Genomic DNA, 22,767 nt, shown 5'->3' on the forward strand with positions numbered 1-22,767 from the left:
TCTCACTGAAACCTATAGGGCATATTTTACTGTGCGTTCATCGCATCCAGCTTCGCACCTACCGGGCCGGAGAAGTTGTAACCGTCATGCTTATCCCAGTTAATTGACCAGGTCATGACCCCAGCATAATTACTGTAATTAAACGCAGGAACCACAGTCTGACAATGGGTACCCAAGGTCAGACAGTCCAGCGCATCCAGAATATTCTGAGTCGGCGCCTGACCTGAGTTGGCAGAGCTGGGGCCGGATGGCAGACCAATGGCAACCTGATCATCACGCAGTGGCGCAAATTGCTCGCCATTGGCTAAAGTGAATCCCTCGATCAGCATTTTGGACTGTGCCACCATCATATCGACAGATCCTTCCGGTGCTGCACCTGGCAGATATGGGTTTGGCAAACCACCATTGTTGTATAACTGCACATGCAGCAGATCCAAGGTATCACGCAGTGCATCAATCAGTGGAATGTAAGCGCCCCAGATACCGGAATACGCCACCATACCGCCCTGCACATACGGATGTTCAGGAGCCATCGTCAGGTACATATCCCCGCCCATATTGGCTTCAATCTGCTTCAGCGCGCGAGGCAGACGCGCCTGAATCTGAGAACCATGAACCAGGTTGGAGCCGCTTTCAAGGTCAATATCCAGTCCATCAAATCCCCATTCGTTGATCAACGCAGTCAGACTACTGACAAAATGCTGTTCGTCCGAATCCGTATTGAGGGTAATGGTGCCTTCAGCGCCGCCAAGGGATAAAACAAATTTCTTACCCTGAGCCTGCAGCGCCGCCATGTCCTGCTTGAACTTCTGAGGATCCAGTGCCGGACAGCTGCTGTGCATATCACCACTGTACAGGTTGAAATGAACTGTCCCCGTGCTGTTGCGATCGTTCTCTGCAAAGGCAATATCGATGATATCCCATGCATCGGACATCTCACTGAGGTTCATCGGACAACCCGCGCCATTGACAAAGTTATGCCAGTAACCAATCAGCTTATGGGTTTTGGCTGACTGCTGAAGCACCTTAACGGTCGAGGCAGCAGACGTGACTGTCAGTCCGGTTGCATCTGTAGCCCTCGCAGAGACGGTGTAATTCCCCACAGCGCCTGGCGTCCAGTTTGTGCTGTATGGCGAGCTGGTATCTGTCGCAACGACTGCACCATTGACCAGGAACGCCACACTACTCACCGTGCTGTTCAGTGATGCCGCATCTGCAGACACAACAACAGATTTACCTAGCCCCACAGCTGTGCCGGATGACGGCGATGTCAGCGTCACGACCAAAGGTTCGTCACTGACATTGACCAGAACACCCGCGCTGCCCTGATTGTCTTCATTATCTGTTGCGACAGCCGACAAGCTGACTGAACCGTTTCCTGTCGCTGTCCATGTAACACTATAGGGTGCTGACGTATCGATGCCTAAACTCTGCCCAGCGGCAAAGAATTCCACTTGCGACACCGAACCATCAGCATCAGTTGCATCGACAGATAGCGTGACAACGTCACCGTTCAGAACGGTCGCATTATCGGCCGGAGAGCTAAAGGTGACTGTCGGCACAACTGCACAGATCCCCTGTGCTGTCCAGGCATCGGTCCAATAAAGTCCGGTTCCCGGTTCGTAGGCCCAGGCCGAGTCTGACGAACACCAGCCAGCCACATCACAGCTATATTTATAATTTGCACTTTGAACCAGATCCCCAACCTGATAACTGGTGCCAGCCTGATAGACAGGTACGCCAGCACAGCCGCCGCCAGTGGCCCCAGAAACAGCAACCGTAACGACTGAGCTCCAGGTCACCGCACCATCATCGTCTGTGGCTTTTGATTTAAATGCGTGGCTGCCCGCAGTGGCAGACCAGGCCGATTCGAAGGGCGAGGAACTTGCCGTCCCTACCAGTTGGTCATCCACATAAAATTCAACAGAAGCCACTGTACCATCCTGATCCGTGGCATCGGCACTGAGCGTGACAAGATCACCTTCCTTGATTTGTGAAACGGTCGTCGGATTCGTCAGTGCCACGCTAGGAGGTTGGTTGTTACCTTCAGCCACCACACTGATAGTCACGGAATCGGTTCGGCTCGCACCCTTATCATCGGTTGCCACAACACTGACTGTATGGTTCCCTTCAACCGTATTCCAAGGCACAGAATACGGTGCGGTATCATCCATACCCACGGTATTGCCGTCCACTTTGAAAGTAACATCAACCACCTGACCATCACTGTCACTCGCATTGGCAGTCAAAGCGATGGCTTCATTCACACCAAACTGGGCATTATTTAACGGTGACGTCAAAGACACAGTCGGACGCTGGTTCCCGTCAGGTGCATCGCACACTCCCAGCAGAGACCATTCTTCGTAAGGATCAGAATATTGCACAGGATCTTTCCCCTGACTCCACCAGTTCGCCTGGTAGGCATTATCCAGATGCTGGACTTGTGTCCCGCCGCTGTAAGGCGCACCACTTTCCCAGACCGGCAAAGTGGTACAGTCAATTGCATAAGCCGATACCGGGCTGGCCAGTACCAGTGCAATTGCCGTATGAATGAGGTTTTTTTGCATTGTTAACGTCCTTATTCTCTTAAATGAAGATTTTCCCAAAGAGTTAGTTGCTTAGTTCAGATAGAAAATTATCCAGACCAATCATGGACGACTTTTTAAGCAATGATAAATAAGACAAGAGGGAATTGAGTACAACCCTCAGCGAACTCTCATTTTAAGATCTGTACATACAGTTCGAACGCAAAAAGACCGAAGAAAGATCACTTTTAGCAGGGAAGAAAACAAGGGGAATAATAAGGGGGCTGAGCGCCCCCCTTTCTTTTTGCTGCCGGTGAAATAATCAGCCAGCGACAGTACTAAATAAAAATAAGTTGTAGGCGACAATGGCAATCAGTAACAACAAACCTTCAAAGCGGTTGATGCGACCCGGACCACGGAAGCCCATGCACATCACAACCAGGGCAACGGTCAGGCCCATCATGACAGTCCAGTCGCGGGCAAACACTTCAACGCCAATACCGCTGATCGGTGAAATCACACCCGCAATACCAATGACTGCCAGTATGTTAAACATATTGGAACCGACAACATTACCAATCGCGATATCGTGTTCACCTTTACGTGCCGCTGCCACAGAAGCAGCCAATTCAGGTAATGATGTTCCCAGGGCCACAATCGTCAGACCAATGATCAAATCGCTGACACCAAGCGACTGAGCAATGGTGACCGCCCCCCAAACCAGAATTCGGGAACTCACGACCAAGAGCACCAAACCAATCAACAGCCACATCATGGCATTCTTTAAGGGCATCGCATGTTCTTTGAGTTCGCTTTCTGTTTCTGCTTCCAGCGCATCGCCTTTCCCTTTCAATGCAGAATAAATCGACCAGCCAATCAAGCCAAAAAAACCAATCAGCAAGACAATCGCTTCAACGCGAGTCAACTCACCGTCCCAGAGCAGAATACCTGCGAGGATACCGATGAGTATCAGCAGCGGAAGCTCTTTTCTGATGATATTTGACTGAACGGCAATCGGGGCAATGATTGCCGTAATCCCAAGAATCAGACCGATATTGACAATATTAGAACCCAGTGCATTCCCGAGCGCCAGATCCGGTTTACCATCAATTGATGCCATGGCAGAGACCACCATTTCAGGTGCCGAAGTACCAAAGCCCACAATAATCATACCGATTAATAATGGCGGCATACCGAAATGGCCGGCACTGGCAGCAGCACCGTCGACAAATTTATCTGCACTCCAGACTAAAAGAGCAAACCCCAGCAATAAGGCTAATGATGCGGTGATCATGTATGTACATCCCAATGTTTAACAAAAAGTAACGTTCAAAAATGAGTAAAAAAACAGGTTGTACGAACGTTTTCACGAACACGGGATTTAAGCGCGCCAAGAATAATGGGTTTACAGATTTTATGGTAGCAAAATTATCACAGGATACTGATAAATCTCACTGTCTGATTCACCGCCTATCCTTGGCTGAAATATGCGGTGAATCCAGAAAAAGAAACGCTCTGATAATTCCTGAAACACACTGTGTTCTCAGCACACGAATGGCATAACCATGAACCGGTACTGACAGTGTAATCAGAGATAAACGAACAACCGCAATGTGGAGGACAACTCGTCACTTTGCCACTGCTGATAGGTGACTTCAGTGCGTAATCCCAGTTGCTGACTGAGTGCCCAGTGCCAGCTCGCCGTTGATTCCGTCCGCCAACGCATCGCATCCCACTGGTAAAGCCCTTGCGCCGACACAGCCAGTTTGTGCGCTTCACTCGCCTGCCAGACCAGTCCGGACTCCATCCCCAAGCCCAGAGACAGATTCTCACCCTGCGCATCAAAATAGTTCAGCTCCGAAGACATGAGCGCATAAAAGTGCATCCGGTTCGCATCCCCCCAGGATTTACCGTATCCGCCCTGCATGAAATATCTGCCTGTCAGGTCAACCGTACCGGGCTGCTGGTCATAGCCGGCACGAATATTCCAGGAGAGTGAATCAAAGACCCGATAATCAGGCGCCAGTGACATGGCATCAATCAGATAAAGCTGGTTCAGATCCACATCGCCATCCTGGTCAACCCCTAGTTGCAGGTCGAAAAAGCTGATCTGTGCCCCCGGAATGTAACCGCCTGCATTATCCAATAGATCATGATAAGCCACGCGCCATTCCAGTAACGCCTGATCGGCGTTGTGATTGCTGTAGCGGTAACCCAGTCCAAGCCGGCTTGAATTATGACCTTCATCGGGCGACATGGCAGGCCTTACGGGGTCAGAGAATGGCGATGGGGTATCCAGCCGACTTCTGGCAATCAGCAGTTTCTGTAACTGAGGTGCAATCTCTTCCCGGGCTAACGCCTGATCATAAAATTCAAAGTTGAGCCACTCATAAGCCATTTCCAGAATGGCGGCTCTTTCACTCAGTGAGCCTTCAGTCGGATACTGGCCCGACATGGCTGCCCGTGCTGATAAGAGCTGCTGATCATCCAACTGCTCAGCGTAATGCATTAAACGTGTACCAAAAGAAGCCCGATATTTAGGAGCGTCGAGCAGTCCTTTTTCTCTGAGCACTTTGACCGTGTCTGACGGAATCGCCTGAAAATCAAAACCAGAAGTCAGATCCAACCCTTCCCTGCCCGCTTCAAGCAGTGCCAGCAGCTGATAGGAGCAATTCTCGTCAATGAAATAATAGTCAAACTCAACACCATTCATTTCCCAGAGATGGCGCAGGACCTGCTGCACTTCTTCTTCATCCAGGTTTAAGGCATATTCCCAAATATCTCTTGATTCTAAATCATTGTATTCACGAACTTTTCGGTAGTAAGGCATGACACTGAAGGTGCCGGGATAACTCCCGAACAACCCTTTCGTCGCGTACAAAAATGCATTGTCATTGCTCGCTGGCGTGGCGGCAAAATTGATGGCAAAGGCCACTAATTCGCGGTGTCGGTTCTGATCTTTTGCATCAACACGCAGTAAGGTATGCCCGAACATAGACGATGGGCTGTTCATAAATGCGGTCGGGAAAACCAGTGTCAGCCCTTTGGGGTTCAGTGCTTGCTTCCACAGCTCTTGCTCAGGACAAACGGGAGTTGGCCAATCTGTATGTAATTTTTGCTTTAACCAATGAAATCGAGCCGGATAACGGCAGCTTAAACGCTGATCATTCAGTGAGCTATCGGGCTGTTTTGCTTCGCTGTCAAAGCCTTCAACGGTTGCCTTCAACTCGGCCAGTGGATCATCTTTTCCCTGCGGACTGAGAAAGAAAGCAGGCGAATCGACCAGGCTGTGAAACGACCCTGTCAGGCCGGGCTGATAATGCCCCAATGTATGCCAATAATCTGAGGTGGAAAGGTGCACCAGATCTTGCTGGGTGTACGCAAAAGCTGTGCTGCTGAAAACGCTGAGAGGGAGCAGTGATAACCAGAACTTCATGACAACATCGATGGGATCAAATAGGTTCAGTCAAGCGCGTTGAATGAACAAAGCACCAGATTAGAAAAAGATACAGCGCCCATTGGCGCTGTATCTGAGCAGTTCACGCCTGAAATCAATTACAGTGCGTAAGCTGCCAGTGTGTTCTGATCAGCAACCATAGTGTTCAGGTTCGCCAGAACATCTGCAGAAGTGACGTTCTCAGAAGCGAAGATAGACGCATAGTTATGACGAGCAGTCGCGTTAAATTCAGCTTTAGCTTCATCGCTCATGCCCCAGACGTCAGTCAGGGTTGCCAGCGTTTCACCTTCACCGCGTGCGATATCACGAGCCAGGTTGTCCATGTTACCGTCGATAAACATCGCCAGTTTTTCTTTAGAAGTGATCACGCCGTTGCCGTCACAGCCCAGTGTGCCGAAGGTGATACCGAAAGTCTGGTTACCAGAAGTACCGTTCGTTGTCGCACCCAGTACTTTAAACACTTTGCCTTCTTGACCGGCAAACACCATAGAACCCAGACCACAACCGATATCCTGATCAGCCATTGCTTGAGAGAATGGCATCATGCCCGCGAAAACTGCCGCTGCAATTACTTTTTTCATTGTTATTCCTTAGACTTAATTAACACAAAATGCTTGCATCACTCTTATGCGTCCAAAATCATAACAACTTAAAGCGACATTTCAATTTATACAGGGCAAAAACTTATTTCTTTACAATTTCTTAGCTCAAGACCTGATTTTTATTCATATTCATCCTTTTGATTGAGTTAAAAACAACCAATCCAGACGAAATCACTCAACCGAATCACGGCGATCTGAACCTCACTCATGATGCGTATTCGCGATACTTTTGACTTTATCGACTAAATCAATTGGCAAGGGGAATACAATGGTTGATGTTCGATCATTGGCAATTTCAGTTAATGTCTGCAGGTAACGAAGTTGAATGGCATTAGGCGCTTTATTTAGCACTTCTGCTGCCTCCATCAATTTTTTAGATGCTTCCAGCTCACCCGTGGCATGAATCACTTTTGCACGACGTGAACGCTCAGCCTCAGCCTGGCGAGCTAATGCACGCACCATACTGTCATCCAGATCGACATGTTTGATTTCAACATTTGCTATCTTAATGCCCCAGTTGTCAGTGTGCATATCAAGAATGCCCTGCAAATCTTTATTCAGTTCATCTCTTGCTGACAGCAATTCGTCCAACTCATGCTGGCCAAGCACTGAACGCAATGTTGTTTGGGACAATTGACTGGTTGCTTCAAGATAATTTTCGACATTGATGATTGCCATTTTGGGATCAATCACCCGAAAATAAACCACGGCATTGACCTTAACCGACACATTATCTTTGGTGATCAGATCCTGTGTTGGCACATCCAGCACTATGGTTCTCAGATCGACCCGAACCATTTGTTGAATGATCGGGATAATGATGATCAAACCAGGCCCTTTTACTTCATAAAAGCGCCCCAACAGAAAGACAACAGCACGCTCATACTCACGCAATACTCTGAACATGCTGATGATCAGCGCGAGTACCAGCACAATGACAGTTGCCAGGGTATAGGTAATCATGGTTTATTCCTTCTCTTTGGCCGCAACATGTAAACACAAGCCATCGACTTGCTTCACAACAATTTCCTGACCAACCCGGAGCGGCGTGTCGCACCGGGCTTGCCAGATCTCACCCTCGACCAGCACCCGCCCCTCACCGGGGAAACCACTGACCACTTTACCGTGATCACCCAGGAGCATTTCTACCCCAGTTGAAACAGGCTTACGGCGGGTTTTGAGCAACAAAGTCAGAACGACAAAGGTAAACAGTGCTGAGGTAGCCGTCAGACCCACAATCAAAGGAACGGCAATTTGATACCCGGGTTCTTCGGTATCCATCAGCATGACAGAACCAATCACGAAGGAGACGATACCGCCCAGACCCAATATGCCAAAACTGGGGCTAAAGGCCTCTGCCACCATCAAAATGATCCCCAGAATGATCAACCCCAGCCCCGCATAGCTCACGGGCAGAAGTTGTAATGAATACATGGCCAGAATCAGACAAATACCACCGAGCACCCCTGGCAAGCCGACACCCGGGTTGTAAAACTCTAGCAGCAAGCCATAGATGCCAATCAGCATAAGTATGTAGGCCACGTTCGGATTGGTAATGACAGCCAGAAACTTAAACCGCCAGTCCTGTTGGCGCTCTACGTACGCGACATTCTCAAGCGATAATGTCTGCTTTACCCCGTTAATCAGCACGGTTCGCCCATTGATCTGGTTCACCAGATCATCGAGATCGGTTGCCATAAAGTCGATGACATTTTCTTTGAGTGCCCCTTCGGCATCCAAACTGGCCGCTTCCCGCACCGCTTTTTCTGCCCAGACTTCATTTCTGCCATGCAGTTTAGCCAGGCTGGTGATGTAAGCCGCCGCATCATTAATGACTTTCTTTTCCATCGCCGTTTCGGCTTTGACTTCATCCCCTGACTGCGTGCCTTCTGCGGGTTGCTTCGCCGCGTCATCCTTTCCTGCCGGTTCCTGATCGTCAGAGTCATCAAACGGATTATCTTTTTTGCCGCCTGGTGAGCCACCTGTTAGAGAAACAGGAGTAGCAGCGCCAAGATTTGTACCCGGTGCCATCGCAGCAATATGGCTGGCATACAGAATATATGTCCCAGCGCTCGCTGCTCTGGCCCCTGAAGGGCCAACCCAGGTGGCCACGGCAACCGGCGATGTGGTGATAGCGCGGATGATTTCCCGCATTGAGGTGTCTAACCCACCCGGCGTGTCCATTTTCAGCACGATCAGTGCAGCCTGATCGTCGTGGGCCTGGTTGATTTCACGTGACACGAAATCGCTGACCGCAGGTCCGATCCCACCTTTGATATCAATTAACCATACATCGGATGCCTGAGAACACATCGGCCAAAGTACAGCAAGCCAGAATGTCAGAATGGAAAACAGCTTCATGGCGCGTGCTCCCAGTAGGTGTACCAGACTGAACCAGAGAGAAAAACCTGAACGCTTAAGCGTTGGTTTTCCACCACCTTAAGCATAGCGCACAGAATTCAGTGCAGGATTGATCGCAGTGCAGGGCCATCAAACCCTGTCACTGCGGTTGGTCAGTCAGGATGTGCGGCGAGAGAAAAGACGGCCAAGTGCTGAAGGATGGTGAGACCAGTGTGTATCAAACATATCCATTAATGCCGGGTTGCCGTAGCGCGACAGGCAAACGGCATGGAAACGGTTCTTATGCTCCTTCAGTTTTGCGACCCGCTCCTGCATCTCCGGCGATTGTGACGGCGCAATGAAATCTGAGAGCACAATGAGATCTGCATTCTTATATTTATCGCCGCTCATCAGCATCAGGGACTGATCCAGTACCGGCGTTAAATCGGTACCGCCGTGAAATGAATAAGACAGGAAATTTAACACTTCACTTAAACCATCCTGACGGGTCAGTTCATAGGTGATGTGCTGGGTAGAGAACAACATGACGTAGCAGTCTCTGTCATCAGCCAGTGCAATCTGCATTAAGCCATAGGCCAGGGCTTTCGCACACTGCTCAGGGTAGCCGGACATTGAGCCGGAAGCATCAATGCATACAATAAACGGTCCTTTGTCCTGCTCAACCTGCTTACTCTGTTTCTTATAGGCTTTCACTTTACGCAGTTTACGCTGAGCACCCTGCATTCTGTAATTCATCAAACGTTTATCAACCAGATGCTTGTAGAACACCACTTCCAGCTCTGGGTAGGCAAGAAACATGGCTTCATTAGGCAGTAAACGCGCCAGGTCATCGCTGGGATGCACACCTACAATATCATCAGTGACGTTGTCACTCTTTTCTTCGACCATTCTCAGCTCTTCCGTCTGCACCCTGGCCTGACTCGGATCATCGACCTCACTGGCCATTCGGCCTAGCTTGTCTGCAATCTCCTGAATTTCATTATTTTTCTGAAGAAACTTTGCGATCGATTTCAAACGCTCTACATCCGTTTTGGTCAGTTTAGCTTTTGCCATGTCCCAAAGACGGCCAGCACGTTTTTCATCGCCGGATTCATCGACCTTCTCCATTTGCTGCATGGTTTCGATGCGCTGGTACAGGTCTTTCATCAAAGCTTCTTTGTGATGCTCTAACTCAGATTCCTGCGCTTTCTTCAGTGCCACTTGCAAATGTTCATACCATTGATGACAAAAGTAACTGTGAAACATCGGGTTATGTTTCTTCTGATCATGATCGAGCAATCGGCGCGCTTTAAAATAGAAACCGGACGTCGCTTCAAGCTCATTCACAACCTGCTCTGCATTATCCATAAACGTATCGGCAGACCACTCACGAACCTTCTGATACAGGGCCAGTTCCTGACTGAACCGCTCGGCCACATCCACTTTTGCAATGCGGTGTTGTACATAGCTGCGCCATTTTCCAACCTGATGCTTCATCGACGACTTAATGCCCGGGCTGGCGTCTGCCGCCATCATCAGCTGTGGCCGGGTCATCAGCTCGTTCACTGCATTTTCAATGATGCCCGACTCGGTCAGCATCAAAGCCAGGTTAATCCCTTCGGTAACTGGCATAGCCCTCTCCTGTTATGCGAAGTACTCGGTCAGGCGGGTTAAACGCATCGCGCTTTTATCCAAATGACGCTGGATTATCTCTATTTCATCACTCGCAGTAGCCAGACTCTGCTCGATCAGTACCGGAAATTCAGGATCAACAAAATTATGCGGTAATGCCCCATGAAAACGACTGCGTGCCAGCTTTAACAAGTGAGCCGCTTCGTTGATCGCATCCGTTGCTTGCTCCACTTTTTCCTGCCAGCCAACCAACTGTTCCTGACTGACACCGTAATCTCCGGCCATACCGACCAGTACGTTGCGGTTCGCAATATCTTTGATCACCAAGCGATCGGTCGCGTCAATTTCAAAGTGTAAGCGGCATAAATGCGTATTCTTATTCACAAAGCCATAGATATCGCATTGTCCGGCTTTGATCTTTTTCTCAAACTCATCGCCATCAACATACACCCAGCGGCTATCGCCGGTTTCCTGTTCGGAAACAGAAGGATTATGCTGCAGCATGACCAGCTTGATCATGCGCGGATTATGATTAACCGTGTACCGCTTAGCGCCGGAAAAATCGTATTTGTACCTTTCCTTGCCCATCAAGGTGTCATGGCCGAATGTCACACAAAGCTTGCTGGCAACCGCCTGATGGACTTCCTCTATCTGGTGCTGCGCCGTATCAGCCTGCTGCGTCGCGGCTTGCTGACCGAAGACCTGATTGACAGAGAATTCACGTAAAACCTCCCGGATTTCCTGCCTGGATTCCGGGCTGTGCCACAAACATTCTTGCAGCAACAGTAAATCCAGCGGATTAATACTGTCGCGACCATTGAAAAAAGCACTGGCTTTCAGCAGTCTGACTGACTTTTTCCAGCGCCGGTCTGAGATGTAAAGCTCGCTGCTGCCCGATTCCACCTTCTCTTCAATCGTGGATTTCAGTTGGTAGATAGTCTCGAAAGTCGCTTCATCAAGATGGATATGATCGATCAATGCCTGCCATTGCTGATATTCTTCTTCTTTAATTTTCAGCTCAGCAGGTAAACTCGCCATCTCTGGACCTTCACCCAGCAACATGGCTTTGAAATTTTGTTTTTCCTGGATCCGATTGACGAAAACCCGAACCAGCATACGGTCGTATAAGGCTTCCAAGCCGCTGTCTTCATCCGGTAATTCGTTGGATGCAGTAATCAATAAACGCATGGGGACCTTCAGCGTTTCCTGACCATTTTTAAACGTCCGCTCGTTGACGACCGTGAGTAATGTATTGAGGATCGCGGGACCCGCTTTCCAGATCTCATCCAGAAAAACGACCTCCGCTGTCGGTAAGTAGCCATCAACCAGACGAACATATTTACCGTGGTCTTTCAGCTCCTGAATCGACAGAGGGCCAAACACCTCTTCCGGGGTTGAAAACCGCGTCATCAGATAATCAAAAAAGCGGCTGCCATCAAAAGCTTCTATCAATCGTTTAGCAATCAGGCTCTTTGCAATTCCGGGAGGACCAAGCAAAAAGACACTCTCCCCAGACAGTGCCGCCAGCAAACAGAGCCGAATGGTGTGCTCTCTTTCATAGACCCCGTTTGACAGGGCCTGAATCAGTTTCTCTACCCGCTCAGCAAGCAGCGCTTTATTGGGTAAACTATTGGCCGCCATTGATAACATATTTGTCATTTCCTCGAGGCAAAAGGGTCTGATGTAGCCATGAAATGGGTGAACCTGAAAAATCTCATTCTAGCCACAGAATAGCTGTAAAAAACACATTGTTACAAGCTTGTTAATATACACAATTTGTTACAAACAGGGTATATCAAACTGAGTAGGCAACCAACAGAGATCAATCATTGATTGCATTTTTGATGCACGCCGGATGAGCACAAAATCACAGAATGTAATGGATTGCGATACATGCACTGGTATGCGGGCTATGTCTCCAATTGATGCGAGTTAGCGCTACCTCAAGATCAATCATCATGATAATATTTTGGTCAATTATGAAGAAGATCTCTCAATTGCCTGTCGGGCTGACAATTATTGTATGTTTTGGGGTGTTGTTAACGACCTTTATCCCCATGCAAGGCAACCTGGATGCAGTAACGTCAAGCCTGACGCTTGTGCTGATTATCCTGCTGGTTCGCGAAGTCGCCAGTAAAGAAATGAAGTTTTTATTACTTCTGTCTGCCTGTACCTACGGGATTGGTGTCATTGCAGATCTTCTTGATGATATTCCGGAACTTGCAAATCATTGGTTGTTGATACGGACCGATGATGTTTTCAGCAATATCGGTGTGTTTTTACTGTGTTTCTGCTTCATTAAACTCTTACATCAACGCCGTGAGTTAATACAAAAACTAAAGCAACAAGTTTCGAAATCCCGAGAGCTGGAACTGGAACTCAGCCGCCAGGCGTTGCAGGACGATCTGACCCGCTTGCAAAACAGACGCTCGCTTTTCAGGCGATTTGACCACATGGCAATTCATCTGAATCGCGGCATTATGGCTTACATTGATATCGATAATTTCAAGCAGGTTAACGACCGTCTTGGCCACCGCCAGGGAGATTTGGTACTCATTGAAATAGCCAATATTCTTTTCAGGCATTCACCAACCGGCAGTCAGATCTATCGCATCGGCGGTGATGAATTCGTCGTGCTTCTTCCCAGTGAAGACCAGTCTCAAAGCCAGGAATGGCTTGATCAGCTCTATGAGCAAACCCAGGATCTCAGAGAAACATTCAAACTGGGCATCAGTGTAGGTCTTGTCCCCTTTCATCCGGGTAATCTCAGTGATCCGGATTTACTGCTCGCGAAAGCAGATAACGCCATGTATCAGGAAAAAGAACAAAAAAGCCGCGTCGAGTAACCGCAATTCGGATTCACAATTCTGTCATATCCCCGTCATACCATACTGGCTACCTTGTCGTTCAAATTTGGAGAGACGCAATGTTGCTTCGCCTGGCTTCTTTACTGGCCGTTATCACCCTATTACCCATTCAGGCTCATGCTAAAACCATTACCGTATCCGGTTCCACATCCGTCAGTCATATCCTTGAGGTGTTAGCTGAACAGTATGAGCAGCAACATGCCGAAACCTCCATTGCAGTGCAAGGCACAGGTTCGGCAGCCGGCATTTCGGCCGTTAAACAAGAAGCTTCCGAGCTCGGAATGAGCTCACGGTTTTTAAAAGAAGAAGAAATACGCCCGGATTTATCAACCACATTAATTGCGCATGATGGCATTGCACTGGTCGTGAACAAAAGTAACCCGATTAATACCCTGAACAAAGAGCAGGTGATGGGGATTTATCAGGGTAAAATTACCAACTGGAAACAACTTGGAGGAGAGGACCTCCCGATTGCCGTTGTCAGCAGAGAGAACGCATCAGGTTCACGATTTTCTTTTGAAGATTTTATGGGGCTGACACGGACGATTGGTGATAAAAGCGTCTCTGATATCAATGTAAAAGCCCTGGTCGTGAACACAAATGGCATGGTCAAAAGCCTGATTTCCAGAAATAAGCACGCTATTGGCTATTTGTCGCTCGGCTCTGTGGATGATTCGGTGAAACCACTGGCTTTCGAAGGTGTCACGCCCAACCTGGAGAATCTGGAGTCCGGACAGTATCAAATCTCCCGCCCGTTCATCATGCTTTACAAGAGCAAAAAGCTCACATCGGACGGTCGTGATTTCCTCAACTATCTGTTGTCTGAAAACAGCCAGAAGTTGCTGCATGATCGCGGTTATATTCCCGTTGTACACTAAACCTGCCACACATTTGGCTTACCTGAGGATCAGGTAAGCCAAAATCAGATCAGGACACAACCGGATATTTCAAACCCGCGCCCCACTCTGTCCAGGAGCCATCATAAACCGTCAGGTTTTCTCGTCCTGCCACATCAGCCGCAAGGGCCAAAATGCAAGCCGTGACCCCGGATCCACAACTGAAAATCAGCTGCTGATCGTGCTCAGAAATAGCATCAAAGCGTTGCTTCAGTATGGATTGCGACACCAGTTTACTGTCTTTGACCAACTGACCAAACGGAAGACTTTTGGCATTCGGCATATGGCCACTGCGTATGCCTTCTCTCGGCTCTGGCTGCTGCGCATAAAAACGCGCCGCCGGGCGGGCATCCAGTACAACCACCTGAGGATCCGCTAATTTATTCAGCAGAGTCGGTGCGTCGATCACCCATTCCGATCTGAACCGGGCAGAAAATTGCCCTTTCTCTGCCACTTCGGTTACGGATCCCGATTCTAACGAGCCACCGACCGCTTTCCAGGCAGGTAATCCGCCATCCAACACCGCAACCCTGTCATGCCCCATCACTTTAAACATCCACCATGCACGCGGTGATGAAAACAGTCCGTGCGAATCGTAAACAATGATCGTGTCATCATTGCTAATGCCTAAGCCAGATACCTGGCTGGCAAACTGCTCTGCACCGGGCAACATATGCGGTAGACTGGAATCCTTATCGCATATCTCTTTATCGAAGTCGAAAAACACGGCGCCCGGAATGCGTTCATTCTCCCACTCGGTTCTGGCATCGCGGCCACTGCCCGGCATGAACCAGCTCGCGTCCAGTATCACGATATTTTGCGCATCAGCATGTTCCAGCAGCCAGTCAGCACTGACAACAGACGATGGTAATGAATTCTCTGCCATACCCTAATCACCTATCCCTATGAATTTCAGCTGTTTGTCGTAAATCCGGTCATTGATTCATCACAGCCACTCAAGTTTTCAATCATACATTCTGATAGTGATAGCAGGGAATACGACCAGACTAAATCTTTTTCTCAGTAATCCAGCGACTTGCCACATCAAACAAAAACAGGCTTTGCTTGAATCCAGCGGTTCATCAGGTTAATGTCCCTGAACCCGGTACCAGCACTTTATGATTTTGCAAGGACGCGAATATGGACTACTTTCCTGTCTTCACCCAATTACACAATAAACCTGTCCTGGTCATCGGGGGCGGAGAAGTTGCCTGCCGTAAAGTCGATCTGTTATTACGAGCCGGCGCGGCAATCACACTCATCTCGCCACGTCTGCATCCTGCGCTGCAAAAACTGGCCAGTCAGCAAAAACTGCGCTGGTTAGCTGAGTCTTATCAGCCGGGCAGTTTGGGGGGCTATTATCAGGTATGGACGACCACAGACGATCGCGAGCTGAACAAACGTATCTTTCAGGATGCCCAGCAGAAGAAAATTTGGGTCAATGCCGTCGATGATCCGGCCCATTGCGATTTTATTACCCCATCAATGATCGATCGTTCCCCCATCCAGGTCGCCATATCCAGTGGCGGCGCTTCACCGGTACTCGTGCGTTACCTCAGAGAAAAACTCGAAACCCAGCTCGCACAAAATTTGTCTCTGCTGGCAGATTTCGCGGGCAGACAAAGAAATCGCCTGAAACAACATTTTGATACGGTCGATAAAAGAAGGCACTTCTGGGAACAGTTCTTCCGCCTGCCTCAGGTTGAAAGTGCTCAGTCTGACGACGTCCTCGAGGCAGCCTTTGTTCAGCTGCTGGCTCAGGCGAATTCAGCAAAAGGAACCGTGTGTGTGATTGAAACCGGCACCGATGTTGAGATGCTGACATTGAAAGCGTTACGACTGATGCAGCAGGCTGAGATGGTGCTTTACACCGATGAAGCAAGTCAGGCGGGTTTCATTGATCTGTGCCGCAGAGATGCTGATCGCGAAGCCTGCAGTGAGGAGAATCTGTTGCATACAGCGGAGGCCCTGCTCAATCAGGCCGTTCGCGTCTGTATTCTGGTCAGAAAAGGACGGACATCCGCATCACTGTCTGCTTTTTGCCGGCAGCATGATGGTGAGGTCCTCCCTTCACTGTAACCGTTTATTTTGCAGAGGCAGCCGGTGTAAGTTCAGACTTCAATGCTGCCTTCTGCGCACGTTTTTCAGTTTGCGCCTTCAGCCACAAACCGGATGTTTTCATGGCATAACCAAATACGACGCCAAGCATCAACGAAGGAATCACCAGTTGCCAGTGACCTGCCGCCGCAAATGTCGCACAACAACCGATAAATGTCCCCGGAATAAAACTGAGCCACGTGCGCTTTGCCTGCACACACATCAAAAATGAAACCATACCGGTTGCGATATAACCGAACAGCTCTGCACCCGCCCAGGCTGAACCGTGAATGATCAGCATCGCCCAGGCGACACCACTCAGATTGGTCGCCATGCTGATACCCACGCCCTTCAACCCTTCCTGAGGCGACGCAAAATAAGTGGTACAACCCAGAAATCCGGCCCAGCTTAACAGGCCAAAGGAAACAGCCACCCAGCCCCACAGACCAGATAACAGACCGGTTGTTATAGCGATTGCAATTAAAGCTGACATGTTAAGACCTCTGAAAACGAGAACGTGATATTGCCTGTGCGATGAATACAGAAGTCTAATCACTCTACCCGCCCAATAAATTGACACACATCACACATACAATGAAATTAATGAAACGCAATATTTTATACAGTGAACAATGCCACAACAATCAGCTGATCGACGCCTGATTTAATCAGAAAAAATGCAGTTTTGACTCTGATCAGCTTGTGATAACTTAATGCTTTCTAATACCAATGTTTCTTCAGAGATGCAGTCAACACGGAGTGCCACCATGGGGCCTTTAATGCTAGATGTGTCAGGTTTCGAACTTGATGCCGAAGAGCGTGAAATTCTTCAACACCCCACAGTAGGCGGAGTCATTTTTTTCGCCCGCAACTACCATGACAGAGAGCAGTTGTTTGCTCTGACGCAAGCCATTCGTCTGGCCGCAAAACGTCCTTTAATCATCGCAGTCGATCAGGAAGGCGGACGAGTTCAGCGCTTCCGTGACGGTTTCACTTTATTGCCTCCAGCCCGGGCATTTGCAACAGCCGACAATGGGCTCAACCTTGCCCGGCAAGGCGGCTGGTTGATGGCCGCTGAATTACTGGCTATGGATATCGACCTCAGCCTGGCACCTGTTCTGGATATCGGCTTTGACTGTAAAGCGATTGGCGATCGCGCGTTTTCAGACCAACCCGAAGAGATCATTCAGTATGCAAGTGAGTTTATCCGCGGCATGAAAGAGGCAGGCATGGCTGCGACAGGGAAACATTTCCCGGGACACGGCGGCGTCATTGCCGATTCACACCATGAAACCCCTGTTGACGAGCGCAATACGATTACCGATCGCGATATGTCAGTCTTTAAAGCCCTTGTTGAGAAACAACTGCTGGATGCCATGATGCCGGCCCATGTGATTTATCCTGCCTACGATGATAAACCCGCCAGCGGCTCTGACTATTGGCTGAAAAACGTGCTTCGACAGCAACTGAACTTCAACGGGGTTGTCTTCTCAGATGATCTCAACATGAAAGGCGCTGATGTACTGGGCTCTTACGGTGATCGTGCGGTTGCTTCTTTGCAGGCAGGCTGCGATATGGTGATGTTATGTAATAACCGCAGTGGCGCGATTGAGGCACTGGAAGCATTGCCGCAAACGCAGACTCCCGTGCTGAATACTTTACTCAAAAAGCCATTTGCAAAGTATGCAGAGATGATAAGAACAGCAGAATGGAAGCAACGCTCCGAAGCCATTCGCCGGCTTCAGCAAACATGGCAGGAAAAAACGCACTAGTTTGCTGCCTGAAGCCTCATACAGTTTGCTCAACACAAACGCCCGGAATACCGGGCGTTGTTCTTTTTGCAGGACATGACGCTGAGTTAAAACTTGTGTTCCACCCCGACGGTCAGGCCATAAAGGCTGTTATCCTCATAGACAGTGCCGGAAATGTCTTTACCGTCTTTCACAATTTTGTACTGAGCAGCCCCAAACAGCGAGGTGTTGCCAAAGGAATACTTGCCTCCGACCTGAACACCCTTTGCCCCGTTTCCTGGTGCCAGTGGATTCAGATTTCCCTCACCAGCACCTTCGGCATAATTCAGCTCAATACCGCCACCGAAAGCTGGTGTAAACTGACGGGCCAGACCCAACGCATAGGTGACACTGTCGCGATCAAAGGTGACGACTTCACCACGCACCTGTGTTTTGATGACATGTTCACTCCATCTGCGCCAGTGGGCAGAAAAGGTCATTAAGGTGTTCTCAGCCACCCCGGTCTGGAAGTCAAAATCAATGGTTTCAGGCAGCTCAATTTCCGAATGACTTGATACCGAGCTTGCCTTACCCCCTGTTTTATTCACGATTAAGGCGCCAGATTCGGTCGTATCAAATGAATGCTCAACTGCTGACTGGTATGCAACGGTGGCGCGTAACGCTATTTTGGGGATATGGTAAGACGCACCCACTGTATAACCAAAGCCGATATCCTCTCCCAGATCCAAATCTAAACCACCAAAGCCACCATTCATGTTGGTGTTAAATTTCGCTTTAATTTCAGTCTGGTTGATGGTGGGGCCAGCAAAAGCTGAAAAAGAGGGGGCAAATTGGTATTTACCTGTTAAAGCCACGGTGCGGGTTTTCACATCAGCGCTGGAACCTTGCCAGAAACCACCTGTATGCTGAGTATCAATATTGTTTGAAAGATAATACTGGGCATTTCCAGAAAACTTATCTGTAAAAAAGTAATTCGCCGCACCCTGAACATAGTGCGTATCATTGAAGATATCTCCTGTATCTCCAAAGGTAGGGTGGCTCCCCTGAATGTCGTAATTAAAGTAGGAATACGACACCGCCACCTTATCATCAGGGCTGTACAAATTACTGTAGCTATAGCGTCCAAACTCATAGGCTGCTCCATGAGAGTAAAAGCTCGTTGCTGACAAAATTGCGGCGAGTAATGATTGATACTTCAGCTTCATTGTTCGAATACCTCTACATGTGAACCCGCACTCACCACAGTGTGATAACGAGGGGCAAACTCCCCCCCTATTGCTAACCGTTTGCCTTGCACTTAATGCAGTCATGAGCAAATACGGCTAACAACACCCCCCTGTGACCTATTTGTGATGAGACGAGACTTCCGTTGTCGTTTTATTTCGAAGTTCTCAACAACATTGTTAACACTTCGTTATTATTTTGTTTCGAAAAGAGGTTAACTGAATCAAAGCTGAACGTCCACACTAAATAGGTCATACGTCCGATTAATTTAAAGAAGTGCTGACTGATCACAGAAACACCCTGCTAAGATGTGACGATGGTTCAGACTATATAGATTGATGAGGCCAGTAAAAATGCGTAACTCAGAAAACAAACCACGACAAAAACGCCGCTGTGCGGTCACACACTGCGGCTGTTGTAGGTCAAGCTACGAAAAAGAAATGGGATGGAGAAAATAATTCCAACAAAAAGTGAGGGTTATTCAGTAGCAATAAGTGTCGACAATAATCGCTTCAGCGTTTTAGAAACAATCTCCTGATTGAAGTTTTGATCCCCACTGACCAAAGCAAATTCAAACTCTCTGAAGGTAAAGATGACCAGATTGGCATCAATTTCAGGATGTGGACTGCCTATCAGTTCCGCCGTCTTTTCGATCAAACGCATCACTTGCAACTTATACTCACTGACACGTTTAACCAGCATCTCTGACTGCCCCAGTGCAAACAGAAAATGGCATCGAATTGTCAGCTGCTTTCTGCGCGTCTCATCTGTCAGCTCGGTCGAAATGTACTGTGTTAACAGTTCGGTTAGCTGTACAACACAGGCTTCCCGATCTTCAGTCGATCCCTTTGCCAGATAATCTCTGAGTATCGTATCCACTTGCTCCTGAATCCATTGAATCTGTTTCACTTCCCGTCTGGCAAACTCTTCAAATGCACACAGAATCAAATGATCCATGCTTTCGAAGTAATAACTGGTCAGTGATAACCGAACCTGAGCTGCACTGGCAATATTCCGATGTGACAAGCTGTTCAGGCCTGTGGTCGCAATCAGTTCCAACGTGGCTTCAATGATTTTTTGTCGGGTAAGCTCTCCCTTTGTCGTTTTTCGAGAACTAGCTGCCATCTCGACTTATCCTTGATGTTTATGAAAAGTAAAAGTTTGCATTCATGGCAATGATATCGAAAACCTCTCACTACATAAACTCCAGCGTTTCACTTTTGGTCGGCATGCCCATAGTTACCCGCCTGGAGCTACTTTCTGACAGGATACAGGTGCTAAACAGGCGAATTTACATACAGTTCAACGCCTGTTTTTCACCCGATGATGCATAAAAAAATCCCCGAGCTTGGCTCAGGGATCGATGTATATGCAGGCGCTGTCTACCGCCATGTGTTTCTGCGTCTCTACGCTGGCTTACAGTGATTTACTGGAGTAGTTAATGTTCTTGCAGGTTTTCTTTTCTTTTAGTACGACCACAATCCCGCCAACAATAAACGCCATAACCAGTAGTGTCTCGAACATAACTTTCCCCAAATTCAGATAATCACTGCAGTCTCAAACGACTCGCCAAGAAAAAATACACAGAGCGGCTAAAACCTACAGAAAAGTAGTGCTTCCGTCTCCGGTTTGGCAGTTATCTGTTCAGTCAACATATCCGAAAGGGACTCAGCATCAATAGCATACTGAGAAAAAGGTTCAAATCCGGCTTTCCAACTGAAAGTTTCCTAAAACATCCCGGCGACTAATTTTTAGCCACGCGTATTTTGCGCTTTATTTGCACAAAGTGCCAGCAAAATTTGCCTTACGATTCTTTAAGCTGGAGATAAGTTTTACTAATAAAAAATGCGGCCTAAACAGGCCGCATCTCATTTATCTCTCTGTCTGATACGTTATAGCCAGCGTTTCTGGCCGGTAAATGTGACAGACAGCCATGTATCACCCAGTTCGCCTTTCAATTTATCCCACAGTAATTGACGAATCTTATCCTGACGTTTAGTCGTCCAGTATTTATCGTCTTTCACAAGGATGTTGATTTCCAGATCGTACTGACGGCCTGTTTTAGCAAAGTGGTGGGTATAGTCATCGAAGTTGTACTGTTTAGACAAATCTTCAATCACACTATCAACCCGGTTCTGCACCTGGTCATGTGGCGCGACTAACAGCACCTCACGCAAGTTACGGCGTAGTACCTTAATCGGCAGAACCGACGCAGCAATCGCCATTGCAGACACCAAAATTGGATCGACATAAGCATTCCAATGCGAATAGCCTATTTTATCGAACACCATGACCAGCATAAAACCAACTAAAATTGCGGCACTCAAGATGCCATCGACCAACCATTCCTGCGAGTCGACCCGAACAAGTTCCGAGTCTACCTTACGGGCAATGTGAGTTTCCGTGAAATAGATGCCAAAACAACTGATAGTAGACAGCACTGCGTATACCATTGCATGTTCCAGCACAACTTCATGGCCACCGTTGACAATGGTTTGCACACCACTCACGAGTGCAAACAAACAGGTTACCAAGATGAGCAAGCCATTGACGACATTGATCAAAGGTTCGATGTGGGCGTAACCAAACTGGAAGTGGTTATCGTCCGGTCTTGAGACCAGGTAGGCGGTATACAGACTCAGGCCTGTCATACCCATACTCAGAAAAGAGAACATACCGTCGAGCAGAATCGCACTAGATCCCACATACAGCCCATAACCTATACCCATAGTGGCAAGCAGGACCGTACCGGCGAGAGACATTTTCAGTGCCAGACGTTCCTTACTAATTTTACGGCTGATAGCCATAAATTCCTCCTCATATACCCATAGTGTTGATATTCATGTCAGCTCTAATGTTTGACCTTGACCAGTCAATCATTCAAGCATGACGGTTTCATGAAACTGCGAAACTCGCTTTGGTAGCATGCACTTATTCAAGCGCATCTTCAAGCCATTGCAAAAACGCAGGTTTTCGTAATGCGGTGTTCAAGCTCGCCTGTTGGCGCCCTTTCCTGAAAGCCAGAACAGTCGGAACACCTCTGACTCTGTATCGTTTTGCCAAATCCGGATGCTGATTTACATTCACTCTGACAAAACGGTATTGTTTTTTCTGCTTTGCAACTTGCTCAACCACGGGCTTAAATGCCTGACATGGCGCACAATTATTCCCCCAAAACGTCACGATCACAGGTTTGGGACTTTGAATCAGCATAGCAAAGTTCTTACTATCTGCTTCAACCGGGCTGCCATCCAATACGGCTTTGGAGCAATGTACACAAGAGACAGTATTAGATAATGAAGTGCTCTGCAGAGACACAGCCTTGTGACAATGCGGGCAGTTCACAGTAAAACTTGGCATGATTTCCCTGTTTCCG

18 protein-coding genes are annotated in these 22,767 nt (G+C 48.3%); 4 read left to right on the forward strand and 14 right to left on the reverse strand.

Annotated features, from left to right (window positions below):
- Window positions 1-26: 26 nt before the first annotated feature.
- From LN341_RS20565 to LN341_RS20600, 8 genes are all read right to left on the reverse strand, one after another.
- Window positions 27-2,567 carry an Ig-like domain-containing protein gene (locus tag LN341_RS20565; protein ID WP_234205576.1) on the reverse strand — a complete coding sequence of 847 codons (2,541 nt, stop codon included), beginning with the start codon at window positions 2,565-2,567 and terminating at the stop codon, window positions 27-29.
- A 280-nt stretch (window positions 2,568-2,847) separates the two neighbouring features.
- A complete protein-coding gene (locus tag LN341_RS20570) occupies window positions 2,848-3,819 on the reverse strand; it encodes a calcium/sodium antiporter (protein WP_046220888.1) in 972 nt (323 codons plus the stop codon).
- A gap of 294 nt (window positions 3,820-4,113) precedes the next feature.
- A complete protein-coding gene (locus tag LN341_RS20575; protein WP_234205578.1) occupies window positions 4,114-5,961 on the reverse strand; it encodes a DUF4105 domain-containing protein in 1,848 nt (615 codons plus the stop codon).
- Between the two features lie 119 nt (window positions 5,962-6,080).
- The gene (locus LN341_RS20580) at window positions 6,081-6,563 is read right to left on the reverse strand and encodes a DUF3015 family protein (RefSeq protein ID WP_046220890.1); all 483 of its coding nucleotides are present in this window, start codon (window positions 6,561-6,563) and stop codon (window positions 6,081-6,083) included.
- Window positions 6,564-6,785: 222 nt separating this feature from the next.
- Entirely contained in the window at window positions 6,786-7,547 is a 762-nt protein-coding gene (locus LN341_RS20585; RefSeq protein WP_234205581.1) for a slipin family protein, read from the reverse strand.
- Between the two features lie 3 nt (window positions 7,548-7,550).
- Complete coding sequence (locus LN341_RS20590; RefSeq protein WP_234205583.1) at window positions 7,551-8,945, reverse strand: nodulation protein NfeD; 1,395 nt, start codon at window positions 8,943-8,945, stop codon at window positions 7,551-7,553.
- A gap of 156 nt (window positions 8,946-9,101) precedes the next feature.
- Window positions 9,102-10,556: an ATPase RavA stimulator ViaA gene (viaA, locus tag LN341_RS20595; RefSeq protein WP_234205585.1), complete on the reverse strand. Its 1,455-nt coding sequence runs from the start codon at window positions 10,554-10,556 to the stop codon at window positions 9,102-9,104.
- A 12-nt stretch (window positions 10,557-10,568) separates the two neighbouring features.
- Entirely contained in the window at window positions 10,569-12,206 is a 1,638-nt protein-coding gene (locus LN341_RS20600) for an ATPase RavA domain-containing protein (RefSeq protein WP_234205588.1), read from the reverse strand.
- Between the two features lie 329 nt (window positions 12,207-12,535).
- On the opposite strand from LN341_RS20600, the gene LN341_RS20605 reads away from it, so the two are divergent.
- Entirely contained in the window at window positions 12,536-13,402 is an 867-nt protein-coding gene (locus LN341_RS20605) for a GGDEF domain-containing protein (RefSeq protein ID WP_046220895.1), read from the forward strand.
- Window positions 13,403-13,482: 80 nt separating this feature from the next.
- Window positions 13,483-14,301 (forward strand): phosphate ABC transporter substrate-binding protein, encoded by an 819-nt coding sequence (locus LN341_RS20610; RefSeq protein ID WP_234205591.1) that lies wholly within the window; start codon window positions 13,483-13,485, stop codon window positions 14,299-14,301.
- Window positions 14,302-14,350: 49 nt separating this feature from the next.
- Here LN341_RS20610 and sseA read toward each other — a convergent pair whose 3' ends face one another.
- A complete protein-coding gene (gene sseA / locus LN341_RS20615; protein WP_234205593.1) occupies window positions 14,351-15,205 on the reverse strand; it encodes a 3-mercaptopyruvate sulfurtransferase in 855 nt (284 codons plus the stop codon).
- A 254-nt stretch (window positions 15,206-15,459) separates the two neighbouring features.
- Between sseA and LN341_RS20620 the strand changes: the two genes are divergently transcribed.
- A complete protein-coding gene (locus LN341_RS20620) occupies window positions 15,460-16,398 on the forward strand; it encodes a bifunctional precorrin-2 dehydrogenase/sirohydrochlorin ferrochelatase (RefSeq protein WP_234205596.1) in 939 nt (312 codons plus the stop codon).
- Window positions 16,399-16,402: 4 nt separating this feature from the next.
- Here LN341_RS20620 and LN341_RS20625 read toward each other — a convergent pair whose 3' ends face one another.
- The gene (locus tag LN341_RS20625) at window positions 16,403-16,909 is read right to left on the reverse strand and encodes a DUF1097 domain-containing protein (protein WP_046220899.1); all 507 of its coding nucleotides are present in this window, start codon (window positions 16,907-16,909) and stop codon (window positions 16,403-16,405) included.
- A gap of 274 nt (window positions 16,910-17,183) precedes the next feature.
- Between LN341_RS20625 and nagZ the strand changes: the two genes are divergently transcribed.
- Window positions 17,184-18,188 (forward strand): beta-N-acetylhexosaminidase, encoded by a 1,005-nt coding sequence (nagZ, locus tag LN341_RS20630; protein ID WP_234205598.1) that lies wholly within the window; start codon window positions 17,184-17,186, stop codon window positions 18,186-18,188.
- Window positions 18,189-18,274: 86 nt separating this feature from the next.
- On the opposite strand, the gene LN341_RS20635 is transcribed toward nagZ, so the two are convergent.
- From LN341_RS20635 to LN341_RS20650, 4 genes are all read right to left on the reverse strand, one after another.
- Window positions 18,275-19,372: an OmpP1/FadL family transporter gene (locus tag LN341_RS20635; RefSeq protein ID WP_234205600.1), complete on the reverse strand. Its 1,098-nt coding sequence runs from the start codon at window positions 19,370-19,372 to the stop codon at window positions 18,275-18,277.
- A 496-nt stretch (window positions 19,373-19,868) separates the two neighbouring features.
- Window positions 19,869-20,516, reverse strand: a complete 648-nt coding sequence (locus LN341_RS20640; RefSeq protein ID WP_046220902.1) for a TetR/AcrR family transcriptional regulator — start codon at window positions 20,514-20,516, stop codon at window positions 19,869-19,871.
- A gap of 767 nt (window positions 20,517-21,283) precedes the next feature.
- Window positions 21,284-22,198 carry a cation diffusion facilitator family transporter gene (locus tag LN341_RS20645; protein WP_027251358.1) on the reverse strand — a complete coding sequence of 305 codons (915 nt, stop codon included), beginning with the start codon at window positions 22,196-22,198 and terminating at the stop codon, window positions 21,284-21,286.
- Between the two features lie 124 nt (window positions 22,199-22,322).
- Window positions 22,323-22,646 (reverse strand): co-chaperone YbbN, encoded by a 324-nt coding sequence (locus LN341_RS20650; RefSeq protein WP_234205603.1) that lies wholly within the window; start codon window positions 22,644-22,646, stop codon window positions 22,323-22,325.
- Window positions 22,647-22,767 lie beyond the last annotated feature (121 nt).

Origin of the sequence: Photobacterium sp. TLY01, assembly GCF_021432065.1 — a bacterium.
Classification (GTDB): domain Bacteria; phylum Pseudomonadota; class Gammaproteobacteria; order Enterobacterales; family Vibrionaceae; genus Photobacterium; species Photobacterium halotolerans_A.

What these genes read in the sequence shown, in the direction of transcription:
- LN341_RS20635 (WP_234205600.1), bottom strand. Translation starts at nt 19,372, where the DNA reads ATGAAGCTGAAGTATCAATCATTACTCGCCGCAATTTTGTCAGCAACG.
- LN341_RS20590 (WP_234205583.1), bottom strand. Translation starts at nt 8,945, where the DNA reads ATGAAGCTGTTTTCCATTCTGACATTCTGGCTTGCTGTACTTTGGCCG.
- LN341_RS20645 (WP_027251358.1), bottom strand. Translation starts at nt 22,198, where the DNA reads ATGGCTATCAGCCGTAAAATTAGTAAGGAACGTCTGGCACTGAAAATG.
- sseA (WP_234205593.1), bottom strand. Translation starts at nt 15,205, where the DNA reads ATGGCAGAGAATTCATTACCATCGTCTGTTGTCAGTGCTGACTGGCTG.
- LN341_RS20620 (WP_234205596.1), top strand. Translation starts at nt 15,460, where the DNA reads ATGGACTACTTTCCTGTCTTCACCCAATTACACAATAAACCTGTCCTG.
- LN341_RS20565 (WP_234205576.1), bottom strand. Translation starts at nt 2,567, where the DNA reads ATGCAAAAAAACCTCATTCATACGGCAATTGCACTGGTACTGGCCAGC.
- LN341_RS20600 (WP_234205588.1), bottom strand. Translation starts at nt 12,206, where the DNA reads ATGTTATCAATGGCGGCCAATAGTTTACCCAATAAAGCGCTGCTTGCT.
- LN341_RS20640 (WP_046220902.1), bottom strand. Translation starts at nt 20,516, where the DNA reads ATGGCAGCTAGTTCTCGAAAAACGACAAAGGGAGAGCTTACCCGACAA.
- LN341_RS20625 (WP_046220899.1), bottom strand. Translation starts at nt 16,909, where the DNA reads ATGTCAGCTTTAATTGCAATCGCTATAACAACCGGTCTGTTATCTGGT.
- LN341_RS20570 (WP_046220888.1), bottom strand. Translation starts at nt 3,819, where the DNA reads ATGATCACCGCATCATTAGCCTTATTGCTGGGGTTTGCTCTTTTAGTC.
- nagZ (WP_234205598.1), top strand. Translation starts at nt 17,184, where the DNA reads ATGGGGCCTTTAATGCTAGATGTGTCAGGTTTCGAACTTGATGCCGAA.
- LN341_RS20575 (WP_234205578.1), bottom strand. Translation starts at nt 5,961, where the DNA reads ATGAAGTTCTGGTTATCACTGCTCCCTCTCAGCGTTTTCAGCAGCACA.
- LN341_RS20585 (WP_234205581.1), bottom strand. Translation starts at nt 7,547, where the DNA reads ATGATTACCTATACCCTGGCAACTGTCATTGTGCTGGTACTCGCGCTG.
- viaA (WP_234205585.1), bottom strand. Translation starts at nt 10,556, where the DNA reads ATGCCAGTTACCGAAGGGATTAACCTGGCTTTGATGCTGACCGAGTCG.
- LN341_RS20605 (WP_046220895.1), top strand. Translation starts at nt 12,536, where the DNA reads ATGAAGAAGATCTCTCAATTGCCTGTCGGGCTGACAATTATTGTATGT.
- LN341_RS20580 (WP_046220890.1), bottom strand. Translation starts at nt 6,563, where the DNA reads ATGAAAAAAGTAATTGCAGCGGCAGTTTTCGCGGGCATGATGCCATTC.
- LN341_RS20610 (WP_234205591.1), top strand. Translation starts at nt 13,483, where the DNA reads ATGTTGCTTCGCCTGGCTTCTTTACTGGCCGTTATCACCCTATTACCC.